Origin of the sequence: Pseudomonas mucidolens, from assembly GCF_900106045.1 — a bacterium.
GTDB classification, from domain to species: domain Bacteria; phylum Pseudomonadota; class Gammaproteobacteria; order Pseudomonadales; family Pseudomonadaceae; genus Aquipseudomonas; species Aquipseudomonas mucidolens.
Genome location: NZ_LT629802.1, coordinates 2,659,943 through 2,680,589 on the forward strand (window position 1 = coordinate 2,659,943; position 20,647 = coordinate 2,680,589).

A 20,647-nucleotide genomic window follows, 5' to 3' on the forward strand; every position below is an offset into this window, starting at 1 on the left:
TCAGGCTAGCGCTGCGCCATTTTTCAAATCTCGGCCGCCCGCGTTTTTGGTTGAGCGAGCGTCTTCCAAAACCATGTCCGCACCTTTTTCCGCAATCATGATGGCTGGAGCATTGGTGTTACCCGAACAGATACTTGGCATGATGGACGCGTCGATCACGCGAAGACCCTCGACACCTCGTACACGCAGTCTTGAGTCGACTACTGCAGTCTGATCATTCCCCATCCGGCAAGACCCGACCGGGTGATACATCGACTGACCAAACTTTCTCAAATAGTCGAGGAGCTGCTCATCTGTCTGCACCTGCGTGCCTGGCATGGTCTCCTTGACGACATGTTGGGCAAGCGGCTGGGCGGCGTAGATCTTGCGCATCCAGCGAATACCTGCGATCAACGCCTTGCAGTCATCTTCGTGGGTCAGGTAGTTCATGAGAATGTCTGGATCGTCATACGGGTTCGCAGAATTCAGGCGTATATGACCCCGCGATTTTGGTCGAATCTGGCTGCAAGACGCGGTAACGACAGGGATCTTCTCCGGCACGATTTTGCCGTCTTCAGTCACGACGATGCTAAATGGTCTGAATTGAATCTGCAGGTCAGGTGAGATCATGGATGGATCGGATTTGACGAAGCAGCAGACCTGGGCGGCCGCCGAAGTCAGTAGCCCTTTGCGGGAGCCAACGTATTGCAGGACATGAGGGATCAGGCGCCAGCCTTGAATCTCATGGTTGATAGAAAACTTCGGCGTTACCTGATTCAGAAAATGAACATAAGCATGGTCGTGAAGGTTTTCTCCAACCCCCGGTAGATCATGGACAACATCGATGCCGTGGCTACGCAGATGATCTGCAGGGCCTACGCCTGAAAGCATCAGTAACTGAGGCGAGGCGATAGTGCCGCCGCTGAGGATGATCTCTTTCGCGTAGACATCCCGCTTTTGCTTGCTGCCCTTAATGGCGAAGTGCACGCCGACAGCCCGTTTTCCTTCAAACAAAATTCGCTCGGCATGCGCGTTCACCTGTACTTCAAGGTTGGTACGGCTGCGAATCGGCTTTAGAAAGGCGGTAGATGCAGACTGTCGCACACCGTTCTCCATGGTCATTTGCGGGTAGCCGACACCGTACTGCTGAGCACCGTTGAAATCCTTATTGAACGGAATGCCGATTGCCTTCGCTGAATCGATGAAGGTTAGCGAGGCCACGTGCGGGTTCACCACGTCAGAAATCGCAAGCTCACCGGTGGCGCCATGAAACTCATCGCCCCCCCCCCGCAACTGACGCTCGCTTTTCTTGAAGTAAGGGAGCACATCCGACCAGCCCCAGCCTTCGTTACCTTCATCGCGCCAGGCATCGTAGTCATGCGAATTGCCTCGCATGTAAACCAGCCCGTTAATAGAGCTGGAACCACCTAGCGTCTTGCCGCGAGGGCAGTACAGCGTACGGTTGTTGAAACCCGGCTCCTTTGCCCCCTGATATCGCCAGTTCACCTTCTTGTTCGAAAACAGTCGGGTCATCCCAGCCGGAATCTTGATCCACAGAAGGTCATCCGATGGGCCAGCCTCCAAAAGCAGGACACGTTTGGTCGGGTCAGCGCTGAGTCGGTTTGCCAACACGCAGCCCGCCGAGCCTGCCCCTACGATGATGTAGTCATAGGTCGATGTGTTCATTTCTTCACCCCTATCAATTGTTTTTGTCGGAGCTGGCCGATCAAATCAGCCCGGTAAGGTAAAACACGGTGATCACGACAAATGCCGCCATGGTTTTAAAAATCGTAAGAATGAAAATATCGCCGTAGGCCTGTCGGTGGGTTAGCCCAGTCACCGCCAATAGCGTGATGATTGCCCCGTTGTGCGGCAGCGTATCCATTCCGCCTGCTGCGATGGATGCGACGCGGTGCATCACTTCGGCAGGTATCGCATGTTGCTGAGCAAGCGCGATGAAGTGGTCACCCAGCGCACCCAGGGTCAGGCTTAAGCCTCCGGACGAAGACCCGGTAATGCCTGCAAGCACGTTGACACTGACGGCCAGGTTGATCAGCGGATTTTCAATATTTGAAAGCGTGTCGGCCACCAGTTTGAAACCCGGCAGCGCCGCAATGACCGCCCCAAAACCGTATTCCGACGCCGTATTCATGCCGGCGAGCAGCGAACCGGTAACGGCTATTTGAGTCGAGTTCGTGAACTTGCCCCGGATTCTGCCCCAGCCCAGCGCCAGGGTGGCCAGAATACCCAGGGCCAATGCACCTTCAACAGCCCACACTGCGGCCATTTTGGTGACATCCTGCGTCACTGCGGCGAAGTCAGGACGGAACGACACAAGCACCTGACTGCCTGCGCCGTAGTAACTCAAAATCAGATCGAGCAACAGCTTGTTGCCTACCCCGACGATGACCAATGGCAAGATGGCAATCCATGGACTGATCATGGCCTCATCAGTAGGCGGCTCAGGCTCGTTGTAATGCCCTGTGCCATAACCCTCGCCCTTGGCCATCAAACTTCTACGACGCATTTCCAGGTAGGTGATGCCGCAGCCAGCGATGAAAATGGCGCCGATAATCCCAAGCCAAGGAGCAGCGTAGGCATCAGTGCCGAAAAAGGCCGTGGGAATAATGTTCTGGATCTGAGGGGTACCTGGCAGCGAGTCCATGGTGAACGTAAACGCACCCAAGGCAATGGTTGCCGGGATCAAACGTTTGGGAATGTTATTGCGGCGGAACAGCTCCGCCGCAAACGGATAAAGCGCAAAGACCACAACGAACAGAGATACGCCGCCATAGGTCAGCACCCCGCCCACGCAAACGATGCAGGAGATCGAGTAGCTGCTACCGAAGACTTTGGAAATGGCATTCACAATTGATCGTGCAAAACCCGAAACTTCGATCAGTTTCCCAAAAACTGCGCCGAGCATGAACACCGGAAAGTAGAGCTTCAGCAGCCCGACCATCTTGTCCATGAACAGCCCGCTGTAAGCAGGCGCAACCATCGAAGGCTCTGTAAGAAGCACCGCAGCCAACGCCGCAATCGGAGCAAACAGGATGACGCTAAAGCCCCTGTAAGCCACGAACATCAAGAATCCTAGCGATGCCAGGCAGATCAATAAACTACTCATACAGATCGCTCGCTTTTATTTTTTTAAGTCGCACGTTCCGTTGTCAGTGGTGTTATTCCCTAGGAACCACCGACAATTCCACTGTCACGTAATGCACCGATTTGCTGGTCGCTCAGTCCCAATACATCAGCAAGAACTTCATCGGTGTGCTCACCTAGCTCGGGAGCAGGTTGCACAGCTTGACGAGACATGTGACCGAACCTGAGCGGCGTACCAGCCGCCAAATGCTCGCCAACGCCAGGTGTCTGAATACGCTCGAAGATAGGGTTGTCCAGGGAGACACGCTTATCTTCTTGGAGCAACTGTCGTACCGTGCGATATGGCCCGTAAGCCACTCCATGCTGGATAAAGTGCGCCTCAATCTCAGCGAGTGGTCTTTTGATGCACCACTGTTTGATCAATGCGGCCAGCAATTCGCGTCCTTCGAAACGGTCAGCTTCGCTGTCGAAGTTCACTCCCAGAGCTGCTTCCAAGGATTGCACTGCGCTCTGCAAGTCGCAGGCTTTCACCAAGGCGCGCCATTGGCGTGCCGAGATGGCCACGATCATCACTCGCCGGCCGTCTGAGGTCGCGAAATCGTGTCCAAAGGCGCCGTACAGGTAATTGCCGAGAGATTCACGCTGTTGCCCAATCAGCTCGGACTCCGTCAAGAGACCGAGATTAGAGAGCGTCGAAAACGCACTGTCAGACAGAGCCAGACGAATCTCAGCACCTTCTCCGCTTCCCTGCCGGCGAGCCAGTGCGGCTACGATTGCGGTCGCAGCCTGGTTGGCACAGATAACGTCCCATGCGGGAAGTGTGTGGTTGACCGGACGATCGGGTGAACCCGTCCCCGTCAACATCGGATAACCAGTCGCGCAGTTGACGGTGTAATCCACCGCCGTGCTCCCATCGAAATTGCCTTCGATGGTGCAGGAGATCAGATCCGGCCGAAGTTCTGAAAGTGTTTTGTGGCTCAACCAGGGCGTACCGATATTGGTCAGCAGAATGCCTCCTGCCTCACCCGGCGCGCCAACAAGACGTTGCAGCAGTTCACGTCCTTCGGGGCGCTTGATATCGATCGCAACAGACTTCTTGGCTTTGTTCAGACTCGTCCAGTAGATGCTCCGGCCCTCAGGCATCATCGGTAGACGCTGATAGTCGAGGCCTCCGCCAATCAGATCCACGCGTATAACCTCCGCACCCAATTGCGCCAAGGTCATCCCGCACAGAGGAGCTGCGATGAACGCCGAGCTTTCGATAACCCGAACGCCTTTGAGCAGATCGTAGTTCATGCGCGTTCAGCCCTCTGGGAGCGAAGGTTGATCGCATTCTGCTTAGTGGGTACGAGGCAAGCACGCGTGAAACTCATGCACACCGTGCCGTCTTGATTAAACGCTTCGGTGCGCGTAGTCACAATGCCCTGCCCCGGTCTCTTGGCGCTTTCACGCACCTCTGTCACTTCAGAGCGGGCATAAAGTGTGTCACCGGGAAAAACCGGTGCACTGAGCGTGATGTCCTTCCAACCCAAGTTGGCGATCGCATTGAGGCTGACGTCATCAACAGTTAGGCCCAATACGATTGCAACGGTCAGACCACTATTGATGAGCGGGCGACCGAACTCGCTCATCGAAGCAAAGTTGGCGTCGCAATGCATCGGGTGGCGATTCATCGTCATAAGACTGAACTGGATGTTGTCAGCCTCTGTGACAGTCCTACCCGGCCAGTGACGATACGCATCACCGACCTTGAAGTCTTCTAGAAAACGTCCAGGCATGGGAAATTGAGTTTCCATCATTCTCTTCCTTATTCTTTGAACAGCTCTGATTGTCAGCCGAGAACAAATGGATCCGGCGTCTCAAGGGCGGTACTGATCCAGACACTCTTGGTCTGCAGGTAGGAGTAGATAGCGTTCTGGCCATTTTCATGACCGACACCTGAGCGCTTGAATCCACCAAACGGTGCCATGTAGCTCACTGCTCGGTACATGTTCACCCAGACCATCCCGGCCTGAAGACGCTCGGACATCACCAATGAGCGACGCATATCCTGAGTCCAGACACCAGCGGCCAATCCATAGGGCGTGTCGTTGACGATAGCAATTGCGTCCTCCTCATCCTTGAACGGGATGACGCAAAGCACAGGGCCGAAGACTTCCTCGCGAGCGATGCGCATCTGGTTGTTGACGCCGGTGAAGATCGTCGGCTCGACGAACAGGCCGTTCCCGCACTCAGGCTTGGTCGATGGGTTGCCACCCAAGCGGCATACCGCACCTTCATCCTTCGCGATGGCGATGTAGTCCAGAATTTTTTGATACTGCGCGGGGGTGGTTACAGGGCCAACCTGGGTAGTGGGCAACATCGGATCACCCATCTTCGCCGTGCGTGCGAAGGCCAGCAGCTTTTCCACGAACTCATCGTGGATCGACTCTTGAACGAGTAGACGAGAACCAGCGACACATGTCTGACCTGTTGCCGCCATGATCCCACCGACCACGCCTTTTACAGCGTTGTCGAGATTGGCATCGTCGAACACGATATTGGGCGACTTGCCGCCGAGTTCCAGCGTGACCTTTTTGAAATTCTTGGCTGCAGACTCGTAGATTTTCTGCCCGCCGTATTCGCTACCGGTAAATGCAATCTTCTCTACGTCCGGATGGGTCACCAGAGGCTCGCCAACTTCGAGACCAAACCCTGTGACGACGTTTACTACGCCCGCTGGGAAACCTGCTTTTTCAACGAGCTTCGCAAGCTCCAGGGCCGACGCTGAGGTGAACTCCGACGGCTTGAGCACAAACGTATTACCTGCCGCTAGACCAGGGGCAAGCTTATTCACGGCCAGCAACAGTGGCGAGTTCCAGGCGGTAATGGCTACGCAAACGCCAAGAGGTTCGTAGCGGGTAAAGGTGAAGGTGTCGGCTTTGTCGATAGGCAACACCCCGCCTTCAATTTTGTCAGCAAGGCCGCCAAAATAGTAAAAATACTGAGGCAGGTAACGAACCTGGCCACGCATTTCGGCAAGCAGTTTGCCGTTGTCTGCCACTTCAGTAGCGGCCAGATGCTCTACGTTTTCCGCGATAAGATCGCCCAGCCGACGCAGCAACTGCCCACGGACACTTGGCTTCATCTTCGACCATTCGGGAGAGTTAAAAGCTGCTTTCGCTGCAGCGACAGCTCGCTCAGCATCGGCAGCACGGCCGCGAGGCAGGGTCGCCCAGGTTTCGCCCGTATAAGGGTTTTTAGTTTCGAAGGTTTCGCCCGCAGCGGCATCAATCCATTCACCACCAACGTACATTTTATAATTAGTCATTTTGATTCCCGTAATCTTTGATTGGTCAGATAACTTTGCTGGCTTTAAGCGCTTGCAGGACTTCTGGAGAAACGCCCAGGAGCCGGCTCAACACTTCCTCAGTACTCGACCCAAGCGAGGGGCCGGTGGAGACAAAAGCAGCGGGCGTTTCGGAAAGACGAGGCATTGCATTAGGCAGAACAAGTTCGCCGATACGCGGGTCTTGTACGCGAATCAAGTTCTCACGCTCTGCAAATTGAGGGTCTTCAAAGATATCCGCGATGGAGTTCACAGGGCCTGCCGGAACCTGACCTTGTACACACACTTCAAGAAGTTCTTCCTGGGTGAAACCGGACACCCAAAGTGCGACGAGCGCGTTGATCTTCGCTCGATCCTTCACACGATCAGGGCTGGTCGGGTATTCGATTGCGAGTTTTGGAGTGCCCATTGTCTGCGCGAGACGCTGAAACATTCGATCATTGCTGCAAGCCAGCGCGATCCATTTCTCATCTTTCGTCTGATAGTGGCTATGTGGTACGACGTTAATGGTATCGGCACCCATGCGCTCACGAACGTATCCATACTTGGCATACACCGGCGCGATCTCATCCAACAACCTGAAGACCGATTCATACAGTCCGATATCGACGTATTGACCAATACCGCCAGCTTCAACGGAGCGAAGGGCCAGCAGGACGCCGATGGCTCCCCACATGCCTGAGATGTAGTCAGCAAGCGAGGTAGAACCAGGTACGACTGGCGGGCCGTCTTTCTCGCCTGCGAGAAAGGCCAGGCCCCCGAATGCATGCGCAATGCGAGCGAATCCAGGTTCGCCTCGCTTCGGGCCAGTTTGACCGTAGGCGCTGACACGGAGCATGACCAGTTTGGGATTGATCTCTCGCAGGGACTCGAAGCTGAGACCCCACTTCTCCAGCGTTCCTGGACGGAAATTTTCCAGAACGACGTCCGACTTAGCCACAAGCTGTCTAAATAGGTCAGCACCTTGCTCGGAGCGCAGATCGAGCGTGACAGATTTTTTGTTCCTGGCTTCGCTGAGCCAGACCATGCTGTCGCCACATTCAGTAGGCGTACCGAATTTTCGCAGGGTATCCCCACCTTCCGGCTGCTCGATCTTAATGACCTCTGCACCAAAATCCGCAAGGATGGTTCCGCAAAACGGAGCCGCAACGAACGTAGCGATGTCCAGTACGCGGACACCGGCCATAGGCTGATTATTATTTGTCTGGCCCAATTGAATTTCCTCAGCTAGCTGATCATTGACGGGTGCAGGGAGCTACGCCGCCGAGCTAAGAAAATCGTAAGAGATTGCCTCCGAAAGCACTAATTGAATAATCATTCTTATTATTCAATTTTAGAGATCAATTGAGTTTAGAGGCATCGCAGGTGATGCTGAGGCACGAAAACATTGGGATTAAGAACCACCAACCGCCTACGATCACATTGACGCGAAGCATGGCAAGCTTATGACTATTCTCGAAAATGAGCTTATAAAAGCTGGATTGGTAAAATTTCGACCCTAATCTGTTTCCGTCGTGCCTGCTTGATCTTGAAGTCGATGGGCACGCTGACCCACCCGTCTACGGCGATATCTCCCTGCTTGACCGGAACAAAACTCCAGCGCTTGACCGCCGCCAACGCAGCGTCGTCGAGTTGATCGCGGCCGCTGCTTTTCTGGAGCTGGACCTCACCGGGTTTGCCGCTGGCCAGGACATGCACCCGCAACAACACCGTGCCTTCCCAGCCGCGGCGCATTGCCAGCGACGAATATTCCGGCGCTAGATTTTTCAAGTAACCGGCGCTAGCCGAAGGGGCGCCACCGGTTGCGGCGGAGCTGCAGGTGCCGGTGGCAGCTCCACCACCGGCGGCGCGGGCTGGGAAAACTCGATGGTCATCGGCGGAATCTCCGGCGGCACCACGGGCAATACCGGCGCGGGCGCCTGGTTGACCCAGACAATCACCGCGCCATGCAGCACCAGGACGCCCCTCCCCAGCAAGAGCCCTTCGCGACGACTCGATACGCGTTTGGGCGTGGTGTGCAACCGTGACAACGCCAAAGATTCGCGGAACACCCGGCCAAGATCCAACAGCTCGCCACTCGGCAGCGGGTGCCGGAATACCTCCAGGCCACGGGTGGCGCTTTGAACATTGCCCATTGATTGACTCCTGTAAATGTCCAAATTGAACACGCGCCAGATCCTGGGCTAACGCGCCGATTCCGATTGCGTCAGCGTCAACGGCGTTGGAGAAAACAGCTGCTGATCCGTCAGCGTCTTAACCTCGACTCGATGGGGGAAAATCTTCTTTGCCACGAACAAATCGTCGACTTGCTGCAGGGCCTGGATGTCTTGCGCCTCGACCGGGACCAGCGACTCGTCGCCCCAACTGCGCAAGGTCTGCGAGACTTCAAGGGGAATGTCGTTAACCTTGGCGAAGACCCGGGCGTACTCGTCGCGATTGTCCTGCGCCCATTCGAAAGCCTTGGCAAAACGTCCGAGCACATCACTCAACGCCTTGCGCTTGAGCGGGTCATTCAGGACTTCATCGGAGGCCGTGATAAACGTCAGCCCCGAATTGATGCCCTCACCGCTGAGTAATACCCGGGCGCCCTTCTGCTCGGCGAAAGCCTGGTACACACCAAACGTCGCCCAGGCTTCGATTTTTCCGGCGTTGAACGCTGGCAATGCATCGGTCGGCAGGACAAACCCCACGTTGACGTCTTTTTCATCAACCCCGGCGTTGGCCAGTGCACGAATCAGCAGGTACTGGGAAATGCTGCCGCGGGCCGACGAGACCACGACGTTGCGGCCTTTCAGATCGGCGACGCTACGGATCGTTGAATCCGGCGGAACCAGAATCGCGATCCCTCGCGCTTGACCGCGCCGCGCCGCGACAATCCGTAATGGCGTACCTCCCGTTGCCGCCGCGAGCACCGGCGTATCACCCGCCGGCGCCAGGTCGACAGCGCCGGCCCGCAGGGCTTCGAACAACGGCGCGGCGCCCTGGAAGTTCGCCCACTGCACCTTGTACTCAATACCCTCCAATGCGTTCGACGCTTCCACCACCGTGCGCAAACCCTTGGCTTGATCACCCAGCACCAACGTCACGCTGGACAAGTCGGGGGCCTCGACGGAAGTCGATTTCGTATCGCTGCTTTCTCCGCAACCAGCCAGCAACAACGCGGCACCGGCCAACAGCACGGCCGTGGTTTTCCAGGTACGCCTGGGCATGGCGAACGCTCTCATCGACAGATCATCCATGGGCAAAACGCCGGACACTGCTGGCCGTAGCCTGACGTGCGGTGCCATTTGCCTGGGCCGCAGGTTCCAGCGTTTCAACACCCAACAGTTTCAGCAAGCACGCACGGATTTGCTGGAAACCCTCCTGGCCGGTGTCCCGCGCCCTGGGCAGATCAATCGTCAATTGTTCAGCGATCTTACCGTTGGCCAGCACGATGACCCGATCGGCCAGCAGGATCGCTTCGTCCACATCGTGGGTCACCAGCAACACAGCGGGGGTGTGTTTGCGCCATAAGTCGATGATCAGCCGATGCATGCGGATCCGGGTCAGCGCATCAAGCGCGGCGAACGGCTCGTCAAGCAACAACAACTTTGGCTCGCGCACCAGGCCGCGGGCCAGCGCTACCCGCTGGGCTTCGCCGCCAGACAGCGTCGCCGGGTAGGCTTCCAGCCGATGGGCCAGGCCCACCTCGGTCAGGGCTTCCACCGCGCGGGTCTTGGCGTTGGGCACGCGCAGGCCAAGAATCACGTTCTTCCAGGCCCGTTTCCAGGGCATCAGCCGGGGTTCCTGGAACACCGCCGCCCGCGCCTTGGGCACTCGCAGCTGACCGCTGTCGATACTGTCGAGCCCGGCCAGGCTGCGCAGCAAGGTGGTCTTGCCCGAACCACTGGCGCCGAGCAGCGCGACGAACTCCCCCGGGGCGATGTCCAGGTCCAGGCCATCGATGACCCGTTGTTGGCCAAATTGACGCACCACATTGCGCAGTTGCACAGGCGCTACGGCATCCGTGAGTTTGGACGCCTCCACAAGATCAATGCTCGACATATCAGTTCCTCACAAAAGTTGGGCGCCAGGCCAGGGCAAATCGCTCCAGCGTGCGGATCAATCCGTCGATCAATAGGCCGAGGACGCTGTAGATCAGCAGGCAAATCACGATCACGTCGGTGCGCATGAAATCTCGCGCATCACTGGCCAGGTAGCCGATGCCGGCGGTGGTGTTGATTTGCTCGACGAAAACCAGGGCCAGCCAGGAAATGCCCAGGGAGTAGCGCAGCCCGACGAAAAACGAGGGCAAGGAACCCGGCAGGATCACGTGCCAGATCAGCTCTCGACGGCTCAGGCCCAAGGTGTTGGCGGCCTCGATCAGCTTGGGGTCGATATTGCGAATACCAGCAAACAGATTCAGGTACACCGGGAAGGTAGTGCCAATGACGATCAGGGCGATCTTGGTGAACTCGCCGATACCGAACCAGAGAATGAACAGCGGCACGAGGGCCAGCGAAGGGATAGTGCGCAGCATCTGCATCGGCGAATCGAGGACCACCTCACCGCGTTTCGACAGGCCGCTGATCAGCGCCGCGATCACACCGATCGTTACGCCGATGCTCAGCCCCACGAGCGCTCGTTGCAGCGAGACCCACAGATGCCTGCCAAGCTCACCTGAGACGATCATGGCCCATAGCGTTCCGCCGATCTGCGACGGCGCGGCAATGACCCGCGGCGGGATCAGGCCCCAGCGCGACGCCAGCTCCCACAACAGCAGGAGCACAATCGGACTGATCAAGCGCAACAACGCCTCCGGCGTGCGCCAATGACGCAACCCGTCGGGGGCCAGTCTCCACGCACCTTGCCGCGTTGCGTTGAGGCGCGCGGTCTTCTCGACGAAAAAAGAGCTGCTGGTGCCCTGTGTCTCGAAAATCTTGTCGCTCATCAGGTTTCCTTCCTCATATAGAACATGGCCAGAGGCGTCATGCATCAGCTTCGGTTTCATGCTATTCGCATAAAAAAACCCAGTGAAATTCTTTTTGGGAATAACCTAATATGATTAAAAATCAGATATCTCAAACACCAAATGAATTATTTGCATAATAATTCGCTACGGGCAGCGTCAATTGCGGACTCACGAGCCACCCACCACAAAATGCAAATACCTGATAGTACGTCTAAATACTGATTAAAATATTTGATAATTAACATAGAACAAATCGGCATTTCACAGGCCTGCCCGCTACGCCTACTTTGCTCGTCACGGACCGACCCCTCGCCCGGTGGAGGCTCAATCACGCCAGTTCAATGAAAATGAAAAGGAATCCACCATGAGTGTCGAATTTATCGGTTTCATCGGCGGCCACCACGCCTCGGAGATCCATCCGCGCAGCGGCCCAGTCCTGCAGCCCGAGTACGTGGAGAAAGTGGCCCGGGCCCACGAGGAGGCCGGTTTCGACCGAGCGTTGGTCGCGTTTCATTCCAATAGCCCGGACAGCACACTGATCGCTTCCCACGCCGCCAGCGTGACGAAAAACCTGAAGTTCCTCATCGCCCATCGACCGGGGTTCGTTGCGCCGACCCTGGCCGCTCGCCAGTTCAATACGCTGGACGTATTCAATGGCGGACGCACCGCCGTCCACATCATCACCGGCGGCGATGATCGCGAGCTGCGTGCCGACGGTAGCTACATCGGCAAGGACGAGCGTTATGCCCGCACGGATGAGTACCTCGACGTGCTTCGCCAGGAATGGACCCGCGAAAAGCCTTTCGACTATCAAGGCAAGTATTACCAATTTGAAGGCGCGCACTCGGACGTGAAATCGCCGCAGCAACCGCATATCCCGCTGTACTTCGGCGGGTCGTCGGCGGCCGCCATCGCAGTGGCGGGCAAGCATGCGGACGTCTATGCATTGTGGGGGGAAACCTACGAGCAAGTGCGCGAGGTGGTGAACCAGGTGCGTGCCGAAGCCGCCAGGCATGGTCGCAGCATCCGCTTCAGCCTGTCGTTGCGACCGATTCTGGCAGACACCGAGGAGCAAGCCTGGGAACGCGCCGAGCGCATTCTGCAACAGGCAAGCGCACTGGCCAAACAGAATGGATTCGTGCGCCGAGAACCACCGAACGAAGGCTCGCGACGCCTGCTGGCAGCGGCAGCCCAGGGCTCGCGCCTGGACAAGCGACTGTGGACCGGCATTGCCGGCCTGCTGGGCGCACAGGGTAACTCGACCTCTCTGGTGGGCACCCCAGAACAAGTGGCAGAAGCGCTGCTCGACTACTACGACCTAGGCATCACCACCTTCCTGATCCGCGGCTTCGATCCACTCGAAGACGCCATCGATTACGGCAAGCGCCTGATCCCTCTGACCCGCCAATTGATTGCCGAGCGCGAGCGCCAGACTGCGGAAAAGGTGGCCTGAAAGCGCCATGCAGACATTGTGGGAGCAAGCAAGCTTGCTCCCACAATGTTTCCGGCTACCGCCAGTTCTACATTCACCACCAAGCTCCCACAAAAGAAATGTGCCGGTTCTTATTTCCGGCACACTCGCCCACAGGTTCAGTTCTTGTAGTCGAGGTCAGTCCTTTCCAATTGCCGGATCAGCGCATTCCAATGCCGCGCAACCCCCGGTCCATCGCCTCTCTTGAGTCCCTCGGCCTGGGTTTCGACCTTGGCTACGACGTCGGCCGGTGGGAAGACCAGTTCGGCGTTGCCAGCGGCCTGCGCAGCGATCTGGATGTTGCAAGCGCGTTCCAGGCCTTGCAGTTGCTGGAACGCATGTTCGACGCTGATGCCCGCGGTCAGTAACCCATGGTTGCGCAGGATCAGCACGCTCTTGTCCCCCAGGTCCGCCACCAGTCGTTCGCGCTCGTCGAGGTCCAGCGCAATGCCTTCATATCCGTGGTAGGCCACCCGCCCGGAAAAGGCGATGGAATGCTGGGAGATCGGCAGTAAACCGTCCTGCTGGGCGGACACCGCAATGCCATCGCGGGTATGGGTGTGCAGAACGGCTTGCAGATCAGGCCGCGCACCATGGATCGCGCTATGGATCACATAGCCTGCGTGGTTGATGCCAAGTCCTGTCGGGTCGTCGACGAGGGTGCCGTCGACGTCGACCTTGACCAGGTTGGAAGCGGTAATTTCATCGAACAACAACCCGAACGCGTTGATCAGGAAATGCTCTTCGGGCCCGGGCACCCGCGCGGAAAAATGCGTGTAGATGTGGTCGGTCCATTTGAACAAGGCCGCCAAGCGGTAGGCTGCGGCCAGCTTCACGCGCACGTCCCACTCCTCGGGAGTGACGCGTTGACGGACATTTTTCGAGACACTGGATAGCGGGCTGACGCTGCTCATGGCAAGACTTCCTGGATGGCCTTAAGGATCTCCAGCAAGCCTAGGGGAAGGCAAAAAATAATAAAAAGCACATTTTAATCTAAGCTAATTATTATTATTTTTTATTATAAATCGCCGGCCGTGTTCCTTATGCAGCACTCTTGATCTTCTGCAACGATCCGGCCACCAACTTGCCGAAGGCATCCACCGGCCCTTGCAGGTTGCCGAGGAAGTGCGGATAGATCAGCCACAGGTCCATCACGGGCTTGAAGTCCTTGAGGGGCATGGCCGCCAGCAGATCGCGGTGGGCGCTGCGCTCCAGTAACGGACGCGGCACCAGGCCAAGGCCCAGGCCATCGGCGACCAGGCCCAGCTGCAGTTCAGTGCCGAAGGTCTCCAGGTTGACCCGCAGGGCCAAGCCCTGATCCGACAAGGTCCGCTGCAGCCCGGCGCGAAAACCGCAGCCGTCGGGATTGAGCACCCAGCCATTCTGGTAGACATCAGCCAACTTGCAGGGGCGCTTGGGCAGTTGCGCCTTGGCACAGACCACGACCAACTCCATCTTGCCGATCGACTCGCCAACAATGTTGTCGGGAAAAATCTTGCCAGCGGGAAACAACGCAGCCGCCGCATCCAACTCGCCGCGCTCGATCTTGCCGACCAGTTGACTGCCCCAGCCCGTGGCCACCTGGGCGCGCAGTTCGGGATACTCGCCGCGCAAATGCTTGAGGGCATCGAGCAGTACCACATCACCGATCGTTTGCGGAACGCCCAGGCGCAACAACCCGGTAGGCGGCGCGTCGGTGGCGACCAGTTCGCGCAACGCATCCATCTCCCGCAGGATCAAACGACATTGCTCGTAGACCCGCGTACCGATCAAGGTCGGCTTGAGCGGCTTGGTATTACGGTCGAACAACTCCACCCCCAAGGCCTGCTCGAAGTTCTGCACGCGCCGTGTGATCGCCGGCTGCGTCAGTTGCAACGTCTCGGCGGCATGGCTGATGGACTGGCAACGAATCACTTCGACAAAGGCGTCAATATCGTCAATTTTCATTTGGCCCGCACATAGAAAACAGTCAATAAAATGTTTTAAAAGCATAAAGCGCTGCGAAAAAGCATAGTGCCATTGCGCAAATCTGGATAGCCCGACCCACCCTTCGATAACATCTAACATTAGTAAAATGGGTTCTAAATTCTTTTCAGCCATATCCTAATCATAAAAAAATAGCATATTAAGAAAAATCATTATGCTTAAATCCTGATATCGACTTTTCAACACGACGATGGAATCCGCCATGACCCAGGCCCGACACCCGGAGAGACTCAGAGCATTCATAGGCGCCCTGGCAGAGCTGATCGACGGCAATCCTCGCGAGGGCGATCTGCTGCATCGCGGCGGCAAGTTGCTTGCACAACTGGTCAGCCATGACGACTGGCTGCCCGAAGCGTTCTCCCAGCCAGACCCTGAGCGCTACCAGCAATATCTGCTGCACGTCGATTCGCGACAGCGTTTCAGTGTCGTCAGTTTTGTCTGGGGGCCAGGGCAACGTACGCCGATCCATGACCATCGGGTCTGGGGCCTGATCGGCATGTTGCGCGGCGCAGAGCACTCACAAGGTTTTGCCCGCCATCCCAATGGCAGCCTGGCACCCGAGGGTTCGCCGATTCAACTGGTACCCGGCCAGGTCGAAGCCGTCTCTCCCCGGATTGGCGATATCCATCAGGTCAGAAACGCCTTCGACGACCAGGTTTCCATCAGCATTCATGTCTATGGCGCCAACATCGGCGCCGTACGCCGCGCGGTGTACCAGCCCGACGGCAGCGAAAAACTGTTCATCTCCGGTTATTCCAACGCCGTCCTCCCCAATATCTGGGACCTGTCCAAAGAGAGCCAAGCCCTATGAGCACCGTACGTACCCGCTCCTACTCGCAGATTCGCCAGGCGTTGCTGAACCGTGAAGAGCTGGCCCTCATCGATGTGCGTGAAGAGGCGCCCTTCGCCCAGGGCCATCCACTGTTTGCAGCCAACATTACGCTGTCGAAGCTGGAACTCGAGGTCTACTCGCGCATCCCGAGGCGCGACACCCCGGTGACGGTCTATGACAAGGGTGAAGGCCTGGCCAACATTGCGGTCCAGCGCCTGGAGGGCCTGGGTTACGTTGATGTCAGCGTGCTCGAAGGTGGCCTGGAGGGCTGGCGCAAGGCCGGTGGCGAGCTGTTCATCGACGTCAACGTGCCGAGCAAGGCCTTTGGTGAACTGGTGGAAAGCCAGCGCCATACGCCGTCGCTGGCAGCGGAAGAGGTCAAGGCGCTGCTCGACAACGAGGCCGACGTGGTGGTGCTCGATGCCCGACGCTTCGACGAGTACCAGACCATGAGCATTCCCGGCGGTATCAGTGTGCCGGGGGCGGAACTGGTGTTGCGTGCCCGGGCGCTGGCTCCGGACCCGTCAACCCGAATCATCGTCAACTGCGCCGGGCGTACCCGCAGCATCATCGGCACCCAGTCACTGATCAATGCGGGCATTGCCAACCCGGTGTCCGCGCTGCGCAACGGCACCATCGGCTGGACCCTGGCCGGCCAGGCGCTGGAGCACGGCCAGTCGCGTCGATTCGCCGAGAGTGGCGAGGAACATCGAGACATTGCCGCCAGCGATGCCCGCCGCGTTGCCGACAAGGCGCTGGTGGGTCGTGCCACCCTTGCCGACTTGCACCGCTGGCAACAGGAACCGACACGCAGCACCTACCTGCTCGACGTACGCACCCCGGAGGAATTCGAAGCCGGTCACCTGCCCGCTTCCCGCCCCACCCCCGGCGGGCAACTGGTGCAGGAAACCGATCACTTCGCCAGTGTTCGCGGCGCGCGCCTGGTGCTGATCGATGACGACGGCGTACGGGCCAATATGACCGGCTCCTGGCTCGCGCAATTGGGTTGGGAAGTGTACGTACTAGATGATTTGCAGCCCGCGCACTTCAGTGAACAGGGCCCGTGGAAAGCCCCCGTTCCTGTACCGCCGCAGGCCGAGGAAATCAGCCCTGACACCCTTGTCCAGTGGCTGGCCGAAGGCGACACGGTGGTGCTGGATTTCACCAGCAGCGCCAACTACGTCAAGCGCCATATCCCGGGCGCCTGGTGGGTTTTGCGCGCGCAACTGAGCGAAGCCCTGAGCAAGGTGCCGTCCGCCCAACGTTATGTGCTGACCTGTGGCAGCAGCCAGTTGGCACGGCTGGCGGTCGCCGAGGTCGAGGCGATCACCGGCAAAGCCGCTTTCCTGCTGCGCGACGGCACCGCTGCCTGGATTGCTGCGCAATTGCCGCTGGAGCATGGCGAAACCCGTCTCGTCTCACCGCGCATCGACCGTTACCGCCGGCCTTACGAGGGCACCGACAACCCACGGGAGGCCATACAGGCGTACCTGGATTGGGAGTACAGCCTCGTCGACCAACTGGCCCGCGACGGCTCCCATGGTTTTTTCGTCATCTGAATGCCCAGGGGGGCGCAATGATCGCCCCCTACACCAGCCGACCCCTTCTCCAGGCGGAGGCGACTGAACGCAACACTCATAGCCTGGAGCCCCGCGATGCGCCTGACCCTGCCCCTGCTGTTAATCACCCTTGCCTTTGGCACAACCCACGCCGCTGACTTGCAACCGCTGCGAGTCGCCAATCAGAAGTCCACCATCAAGGCCCTGCTGGAAGTGTCCGGCGAGCTCAAGGACGTGCCTTACGATATCCAGTTTTCCGAATTCCCCGCTGCCGCACCACTGGGCGAGGCGCTGAATGCCGGAGCCGTGGATATCGGCGCCCTGGGCGATGCCCCCTATGTGTTCGCCCTGGGCGCCGGCGCCTCGCTCAAGGTCGTCAGCATCATCCACGCCGAAGGACGCAATACCACCGCCATTCTTGTTCCCAAGAATTCCCCTATCAAGGCTGTCTCCGATCTCAAGGGCAAGCGCATCGTCACCACACGCGGCTCCATCGGACATTACCTGGCCATCAAGGCCTTGCGCAGCGCAGGCCTGAGTACCGCAGACGTGGAGTTCGTTTTCCTGCTGCCCAGCGAATCCAGGCTGGTGCTGGATAACGGTACCGCGGACGCCTGGTCCACCTGGGACCCCTTCACCACCGTCGTCACGGCACAAAGCCAGGCCAAGGTGCTGGTCAGCGGCAGCAACCTGCTGAGCAATCACCTTTATCTCGCCGCCACCAGCCAGGCCATCGCCGATAAACGCCAGCAATTGGACGACTTTGTCGCCCGGGTCGATCGAGCCTATCGCTGGAGCAACGACCACCCCGACGAGTATGCCGCTGCGCAGGCCAAAATCACTGGCTTGCCCCTGGAGGTGCACCTGGCGGTAGCCAACGCGACCCACATGCAGCCAGTGGTCATTGACGACGCGGTGGTCAGCGGCCTGCAGACAACCGCCGATATTTATCAGGAAGAAGGCCTGTTGACTCGACACATCGATGTCTCCCAAGGCTTCGACAAGAGCTTCAACACCCTGCGTGCCCCTCTCACCCAGGCTTCGCGCTAAAGGAGCAGAACCATGAGCAAACAACGCCCACTCAAACTCGGAGCAATGGTCCATGGCGTCGGTCACGGCTGGGGCGAATGGCGCCATCCGCAGGCCCAACCCAACGCCAGTACCGACTTCGGTTTCTACAAGCGACAGACGCTCCTGGCCGAAGGCGCCAAGTTCGATTTCGTCTTCATCGCCGACAGCCTGCACATCCATGAAAAATCCAGTCCGCACTACCTCAACCGCTTCGAGCCGCTGACCATCCTCTCGGCGCTGGCGGCACTGACATCCAACATCGGCCTGGTGGCCACCGTCACCGTCAGCTACACGGAGCCCTACCAGGTGGCGCGCCAGTTCGCCTCGCTGGACCATCTCAGTGGCGGGCGCGCCGGCTGGAACGTGGTGACGTCGTGGCTCAGCGGTACCGCGGATAATTTCGGCAAGAGCGAGCACCCGCCCCATGCCGTGCGCTACCGGATCGCCAAGGAACACGTGGCAGTGGTCAAGGGGCTGTGGGATTCCTGGGAAGACGACGCTTTCAGCTACGACAAAAAAACCGGGGAATTTTTCGCCCCCGGCAAGCTGCACGCGCTGGAGCACAAGGGCGAATTCTTCTCGGTGAAGGGCCCGCTCAACATCGCCCGCTCCCGTCAAGGTCAACCGGTGATTTTCCAGGCCGGTACTTCCGAGGACGGGCGTAACTTCGCCGCCGAGAATTCCGATGCGATTTTCGTCGGCGCCGAAAATTTCGAAGCAGCGCGTGCCTATTACCAGGACCTGAAACGCCGCGCCAACGGCTTTGGCCGCGATGCCGCACACCTGTCGATCCTGCCCGGGATCCGTCCGATCGTGGGTCGCGATGACGCCGAAGTCGAAGACCGCTACCAGCAAGCGGTGTCACTGGTGAGCATCGAAGACGCAATCGTCGCCCTCGGCCGCCCCTTCAATGACCATGATTTCAGCCAATACCCGTTGGATGCCCCGTTTCCCGACCTGGGCGAGCTGGGTGCCAACAGCCAGAAAGGCGGCTCGGACCGGATCAAACAACTGGCCCGCGACGAAGGCTTGACCTTGCGCGAAGTCGCCCTGCGCTTCTCCCAGCCACGGCGCGATTTTGTCGGCACCCCCGACCAGGTGGCCGACGCCATTCAAGCCTGGTTCGAGAACGGCGCAGCCGACGGCTTCATCATCAATTCCCTGCTGCCGGACGGCCTGCAATATTTCACCGAACTGGTCGTACCGGTCCTGCAACAGCGCGGTTTGTTTCGCAGCGAATACAGCGGCAATACCCTGCGGGACAACCTGGGCTTACCAATGCCCATCAATCGTTATGCACCGACGGCCCAAGCGAATGATGCAACCCGCGAGGCCGTGGCATGAAACAGATCAATCGTCGCGATTTCCTCACGGCCAGCTCCTTCGCCCTGGGGGCGCTGGGGCTGTCCTCACTGGGCCTCGCCCCGCGAGCTTTCGCGCAAGACAAGGGCCTTGCGGACCTGACCTTGGGCGTCGCCACCTACCGAGGCCAGGACTCCTATTTCTTCGAGGATGCCGGCACCAGCGAGACACCTTACAAGGTGGAGTACTCCGAATTCGCCGGCGGCAATCTGATCGTCGAAGCGCTGGCTTCGGGCAGCCTGGATGTTGGCGGCATGAGCGAAATCCCGCCAATTTTCTCCATACAAAGCCATCGCCAGCCGCGCCTGGTCGCGGTGCTGCAAGGCGACGTGAACAACCAGGTGCTCCTAATTCCCAGGGATTCACCGATCGAGTCGGTCGGACAGTTGCGCGGCAAGCGGGTCGGTTACGTGCGCTCCACCACCTCCCACTACTTTCTGATCAAGGCCTTGAAGGAACAGGGCCTGACCATGAACGACATCACCGCGGTGGCACTCACGCCCCAAGATGGCTTCAGCGCATTCCAGAGTGGCCAGTTGGATGCCTGGGTGATCTATGGCGTGTTCATCCAACTGGCGAAGTTCCGCAGTGGCGCCCGGGTACTCAAGACCGCCTTGGGCTACTTGTCCGGCAACTATCTGATCGCCGCACGACCCGCGGCGCTGGAAGACCCGCTACGCAAGCAGGCGATCCAGGACTACATCCAGCGTGAGGCGCGAACCCTGGAATGGATCAACAACAATCCCGAGCCCTGGGCAACCAGGTCGGCGCAGTTGCTGGGCGTCGACAAGGCCGTGTTTCTCGATATGCACAACAACCGCAGCCAACCGTCGACAGTCATCGAAGTGAACGACCAGGCCATCGCCTCGCAACAGGAAGTCGCCGATCTGTTCTTCGCCACCGGCGTGTTGAACGAACGGCTCGACGTAAGTCCGCTGTGGGACCGCAACTTCCGCCTGCTGCCGTTGTGAGCCCTCTCGCCACAGGGTCATAGCGGCCTCTT

General features: G+C 58.4%; 17 protein-coding genes and 1 pseudogene. 6 read left to right on the plus strand and 12 right to left on the minus strand.

The annotated features are described in order from the left end of the window. The 10 genes and pseudogenes from BLU75_RS12400 to BLU75_RS12445 all read right to left on the minus strand — a co-directional run bounded on the left by BLU75_RS12400 (nt 1) and on the right by BLU75_RS12445 (nt 11,342). Entirely contained in the window at nt 1–1,665 is a 1,665-nt protein-coding gene (locus BLU75_RS12400) for a GMC family oxidoreductase (protein WP_090221468.1), read from the minus strand. Nucleotides 1,666–1,705: 40 nt separating this feature from the next. Further along, nucleotides 1,706–3,106: a GntP family permease gene (locus BLU75_RS12405; RefSeq protein ID WP_084378767.1), complete on the minus strand. Its 1,401-nt coding sequence runs from the start codon at nt 3,104–3,106 to the stop codon at nt 1,706–1,708. 59 nt (nt 3,107–3,165) lie between these two features. Further along, complete coding sequence (locus BLU75_RS12410; protein ID WP_084378768.1) at nt 3,166–4,380, minus strand: CoA transferase; 1,215 nt, start codon at nt 4,378–4,380, stop codon at nt 3,166–3,168. Continuing rightward, nucleotides 4,377–4,880 carry a MaoC family dehydratase gene (locus BLU75_RS12415; protein WP_231982650.1) on the minus strand — a complete coding sequence of 168 codons (504 nt, stop codon included), beginning with the start codon at nt 4,878–4,880 and terminating at the stop codon, nt 4,377–4,379. Before BLU75_RS12415 ends, BLU75_RS12410 begins: the two co-directional genes overlap by 4 nt. A 35-nt stretch (nt 4,881–4,915) precedes the next feature. After that, nucleotides 4,916–6,400 carry an aldehyde dehydrogenase gene (locus BLU75_RS12420; protein WP_197676961.1) on the minus strand — a complete coding sequence of 495 codons (1,485 nt, stop codon included), beginning with the start codon at nt 6,398–6,400 and terminating at the stop codon, nt 4,916–4,918. A 19-nt stretch (nt 6,401–6,419) separates the two neighbouring features. Continuing rightward, entirely contained in the window at nt 6,420–7,625 is a 1,206-nt protein-coding gene (locus tag BLU75_RS12425; protein ID WP_197676956.1) for a CaiB/BaiF CoA transferase family protein, read from the minus strand. A 254-nt stretch (nt 7,626–7,879) separates the two neighbouring features. Next, nucleotides 7,880–8,547: pseudogene (locus BLU75_RS12430) on the minus strand (energy transducer TonB). 48 nt (nt 8,548–8,595) lie between these two features. Beyond that, nucleotides 8,596–9,621, minus strand: coding sequence for an ABC transporter substrate-binding protein (locus BLU75_RS12435; RefSeq protein ID WP_084378841.1), 1,026 nt, complete (start codon nt 9,619–9,621; stop codon nt 8,596–8,598). A 22-nt stretch (nt 9,622–9,643) separates the two neighbouring features. Next, nucleotides 9,644–10,456: an ABC transporter ATP-binding protein gene (locus tag BLU75_RS12440; RefSeq protein ID WP_084378772.1), complete on the minus strand. Its 813-nt coding sequence runs from the start codon at nt 10,454–10,456 to the stop codon at nt 9,644–9,646. 1 nt (nt 10,457) lies between these two features. Further along, on the minus strand, nt 10,458–11,342 hold the full coding sequence (locus BLU75_RS12445) for an ABC transporter permease (RefSeq protein ID WP_084378773.1): 885 nt from the start codon (nt 11,340–11,342) through the stop codon (nt 10,458–10,460). Nucleotides 11,343–11,727: 385 nt separating this feature from the next. Here BLU75_RS12445 and BLU75_RS12450 point away from each other — a divergent pair, with 385 nt between their 5' ends. Then, nucleotides 11,728–12,816: an LLM class flavin-dependent oxidoreductase gene (locus tag BLU75_RS12450; protein ID WP_084378774.1), complete on the plus strand. Its 1,089-nt coding sequence runs from the start codon at nt 11,728–11,730 to the stop codon at nt 12,814–12,816. A gap of 137 nt (nt 12,817–12,953) precedes the next feature. Here the strand turns inward: BLU75_RS12450 and BLU75_RS12455 are convergent, their stop codons facing one another. Next, a complete protein-coding gene (locus tag BLU75_RS12455) occupies nt 12,954–13,748 on the minus strand; it encodes a class II aldolase/adducin family protein (RefSeq protein WP_084378775.1) in 795 nt (264 codons plus the stop codon). A gap of 127 nt (nt 13,749–13,875) precedes the next feature. Then, entirely contained in the window at nt 13,876–14,781 is a 906-nt protein-coding gene (locus BLU75_RS12460; RefSeq protein WP_084378776.1) for a LysR family transcriptional regulator, read from the minus strand. 241 nt (nt 14,782–15,022) lie between these two features. Between BLU75_RS12460 and BLU75_RS12465 the strand changes: the two genes are divergently transcribed. The 5 genes from BLU75_RS12465 to BLU75_RS12485 all read left to right on the plus strand — a co-directional run bounded on the left by BLU75_RS12465 (nt 15,023) and on the right by BLU75_RS12485 (nt 20,615). Next, a complete protein-coding gene (locus tag BLU75_RS12465) occupies nt 15,023–15,631 on the plus strand; it encodes a cysteine dioxygenase family protein (protein ID WP_084378777.1) in 609 nt (202 codons plus the stop codon). Next, nucleotides 15,628–17,211 carry a rhodanese-related sulfurtransferase gene (locus tag BLU75_RS12470; RefSeq protein WP_084378778.1) on the plus strand — a complete coding sequence of 528 codons (1,584 nt, stop codon included), beginning with the start codon at nt 15,628–15,630 and terminating at the stop codon, nt 17,209–17,211. Before BLU75_RS12465 ends, BLU75_RS12470 begins: the two co-directional genes overlap by 4 nt. Before the next feature lie 96 nt (nt 17,212–17,307). Next, the gene (locus BLU75_RS12475) at nt 17,308–18,261 is read left to right on the plus strand and encodes an ABC transporter substrate-binding protein (protein WP_084378779.1); all 954 of its coding nucleotides are present in this window, start codon (nt 17,308–17,310) and stop codon (nt 18,259–18,261) included. 12 nt (nt 18,262–18,273) lie between these two features. Then, nucleotides 18,274–19,626, plus strand: coding sequence for an LLM class flavin-dependent oxidoreductase (locus BLU75_RS12480; RefSeq protein ID WP_084378780.1), 1,353 nt, complete (start codon nt 18,274–18,276; stop codon nt 19,624–19,626). Beyond that, nucleotides 19,623–20,615: an ABC transporter substrate-binding protein gene (locus BLU75_RS12485; RefSeq protein ID WP_084378781.1), complete on the plus strand. Its 993-nt coding sequence runs from the start codon at nt 19,623–19,625 to the stop codon at nt 20,613–20,615. Before BLU75_RS12480 ends, BLU75_RS12485 begins: the two co-directional genes overlap by 4 nt. The last annotated feature ends 32 nt before the right edge of the window (nt 20,616–20,647 follow it).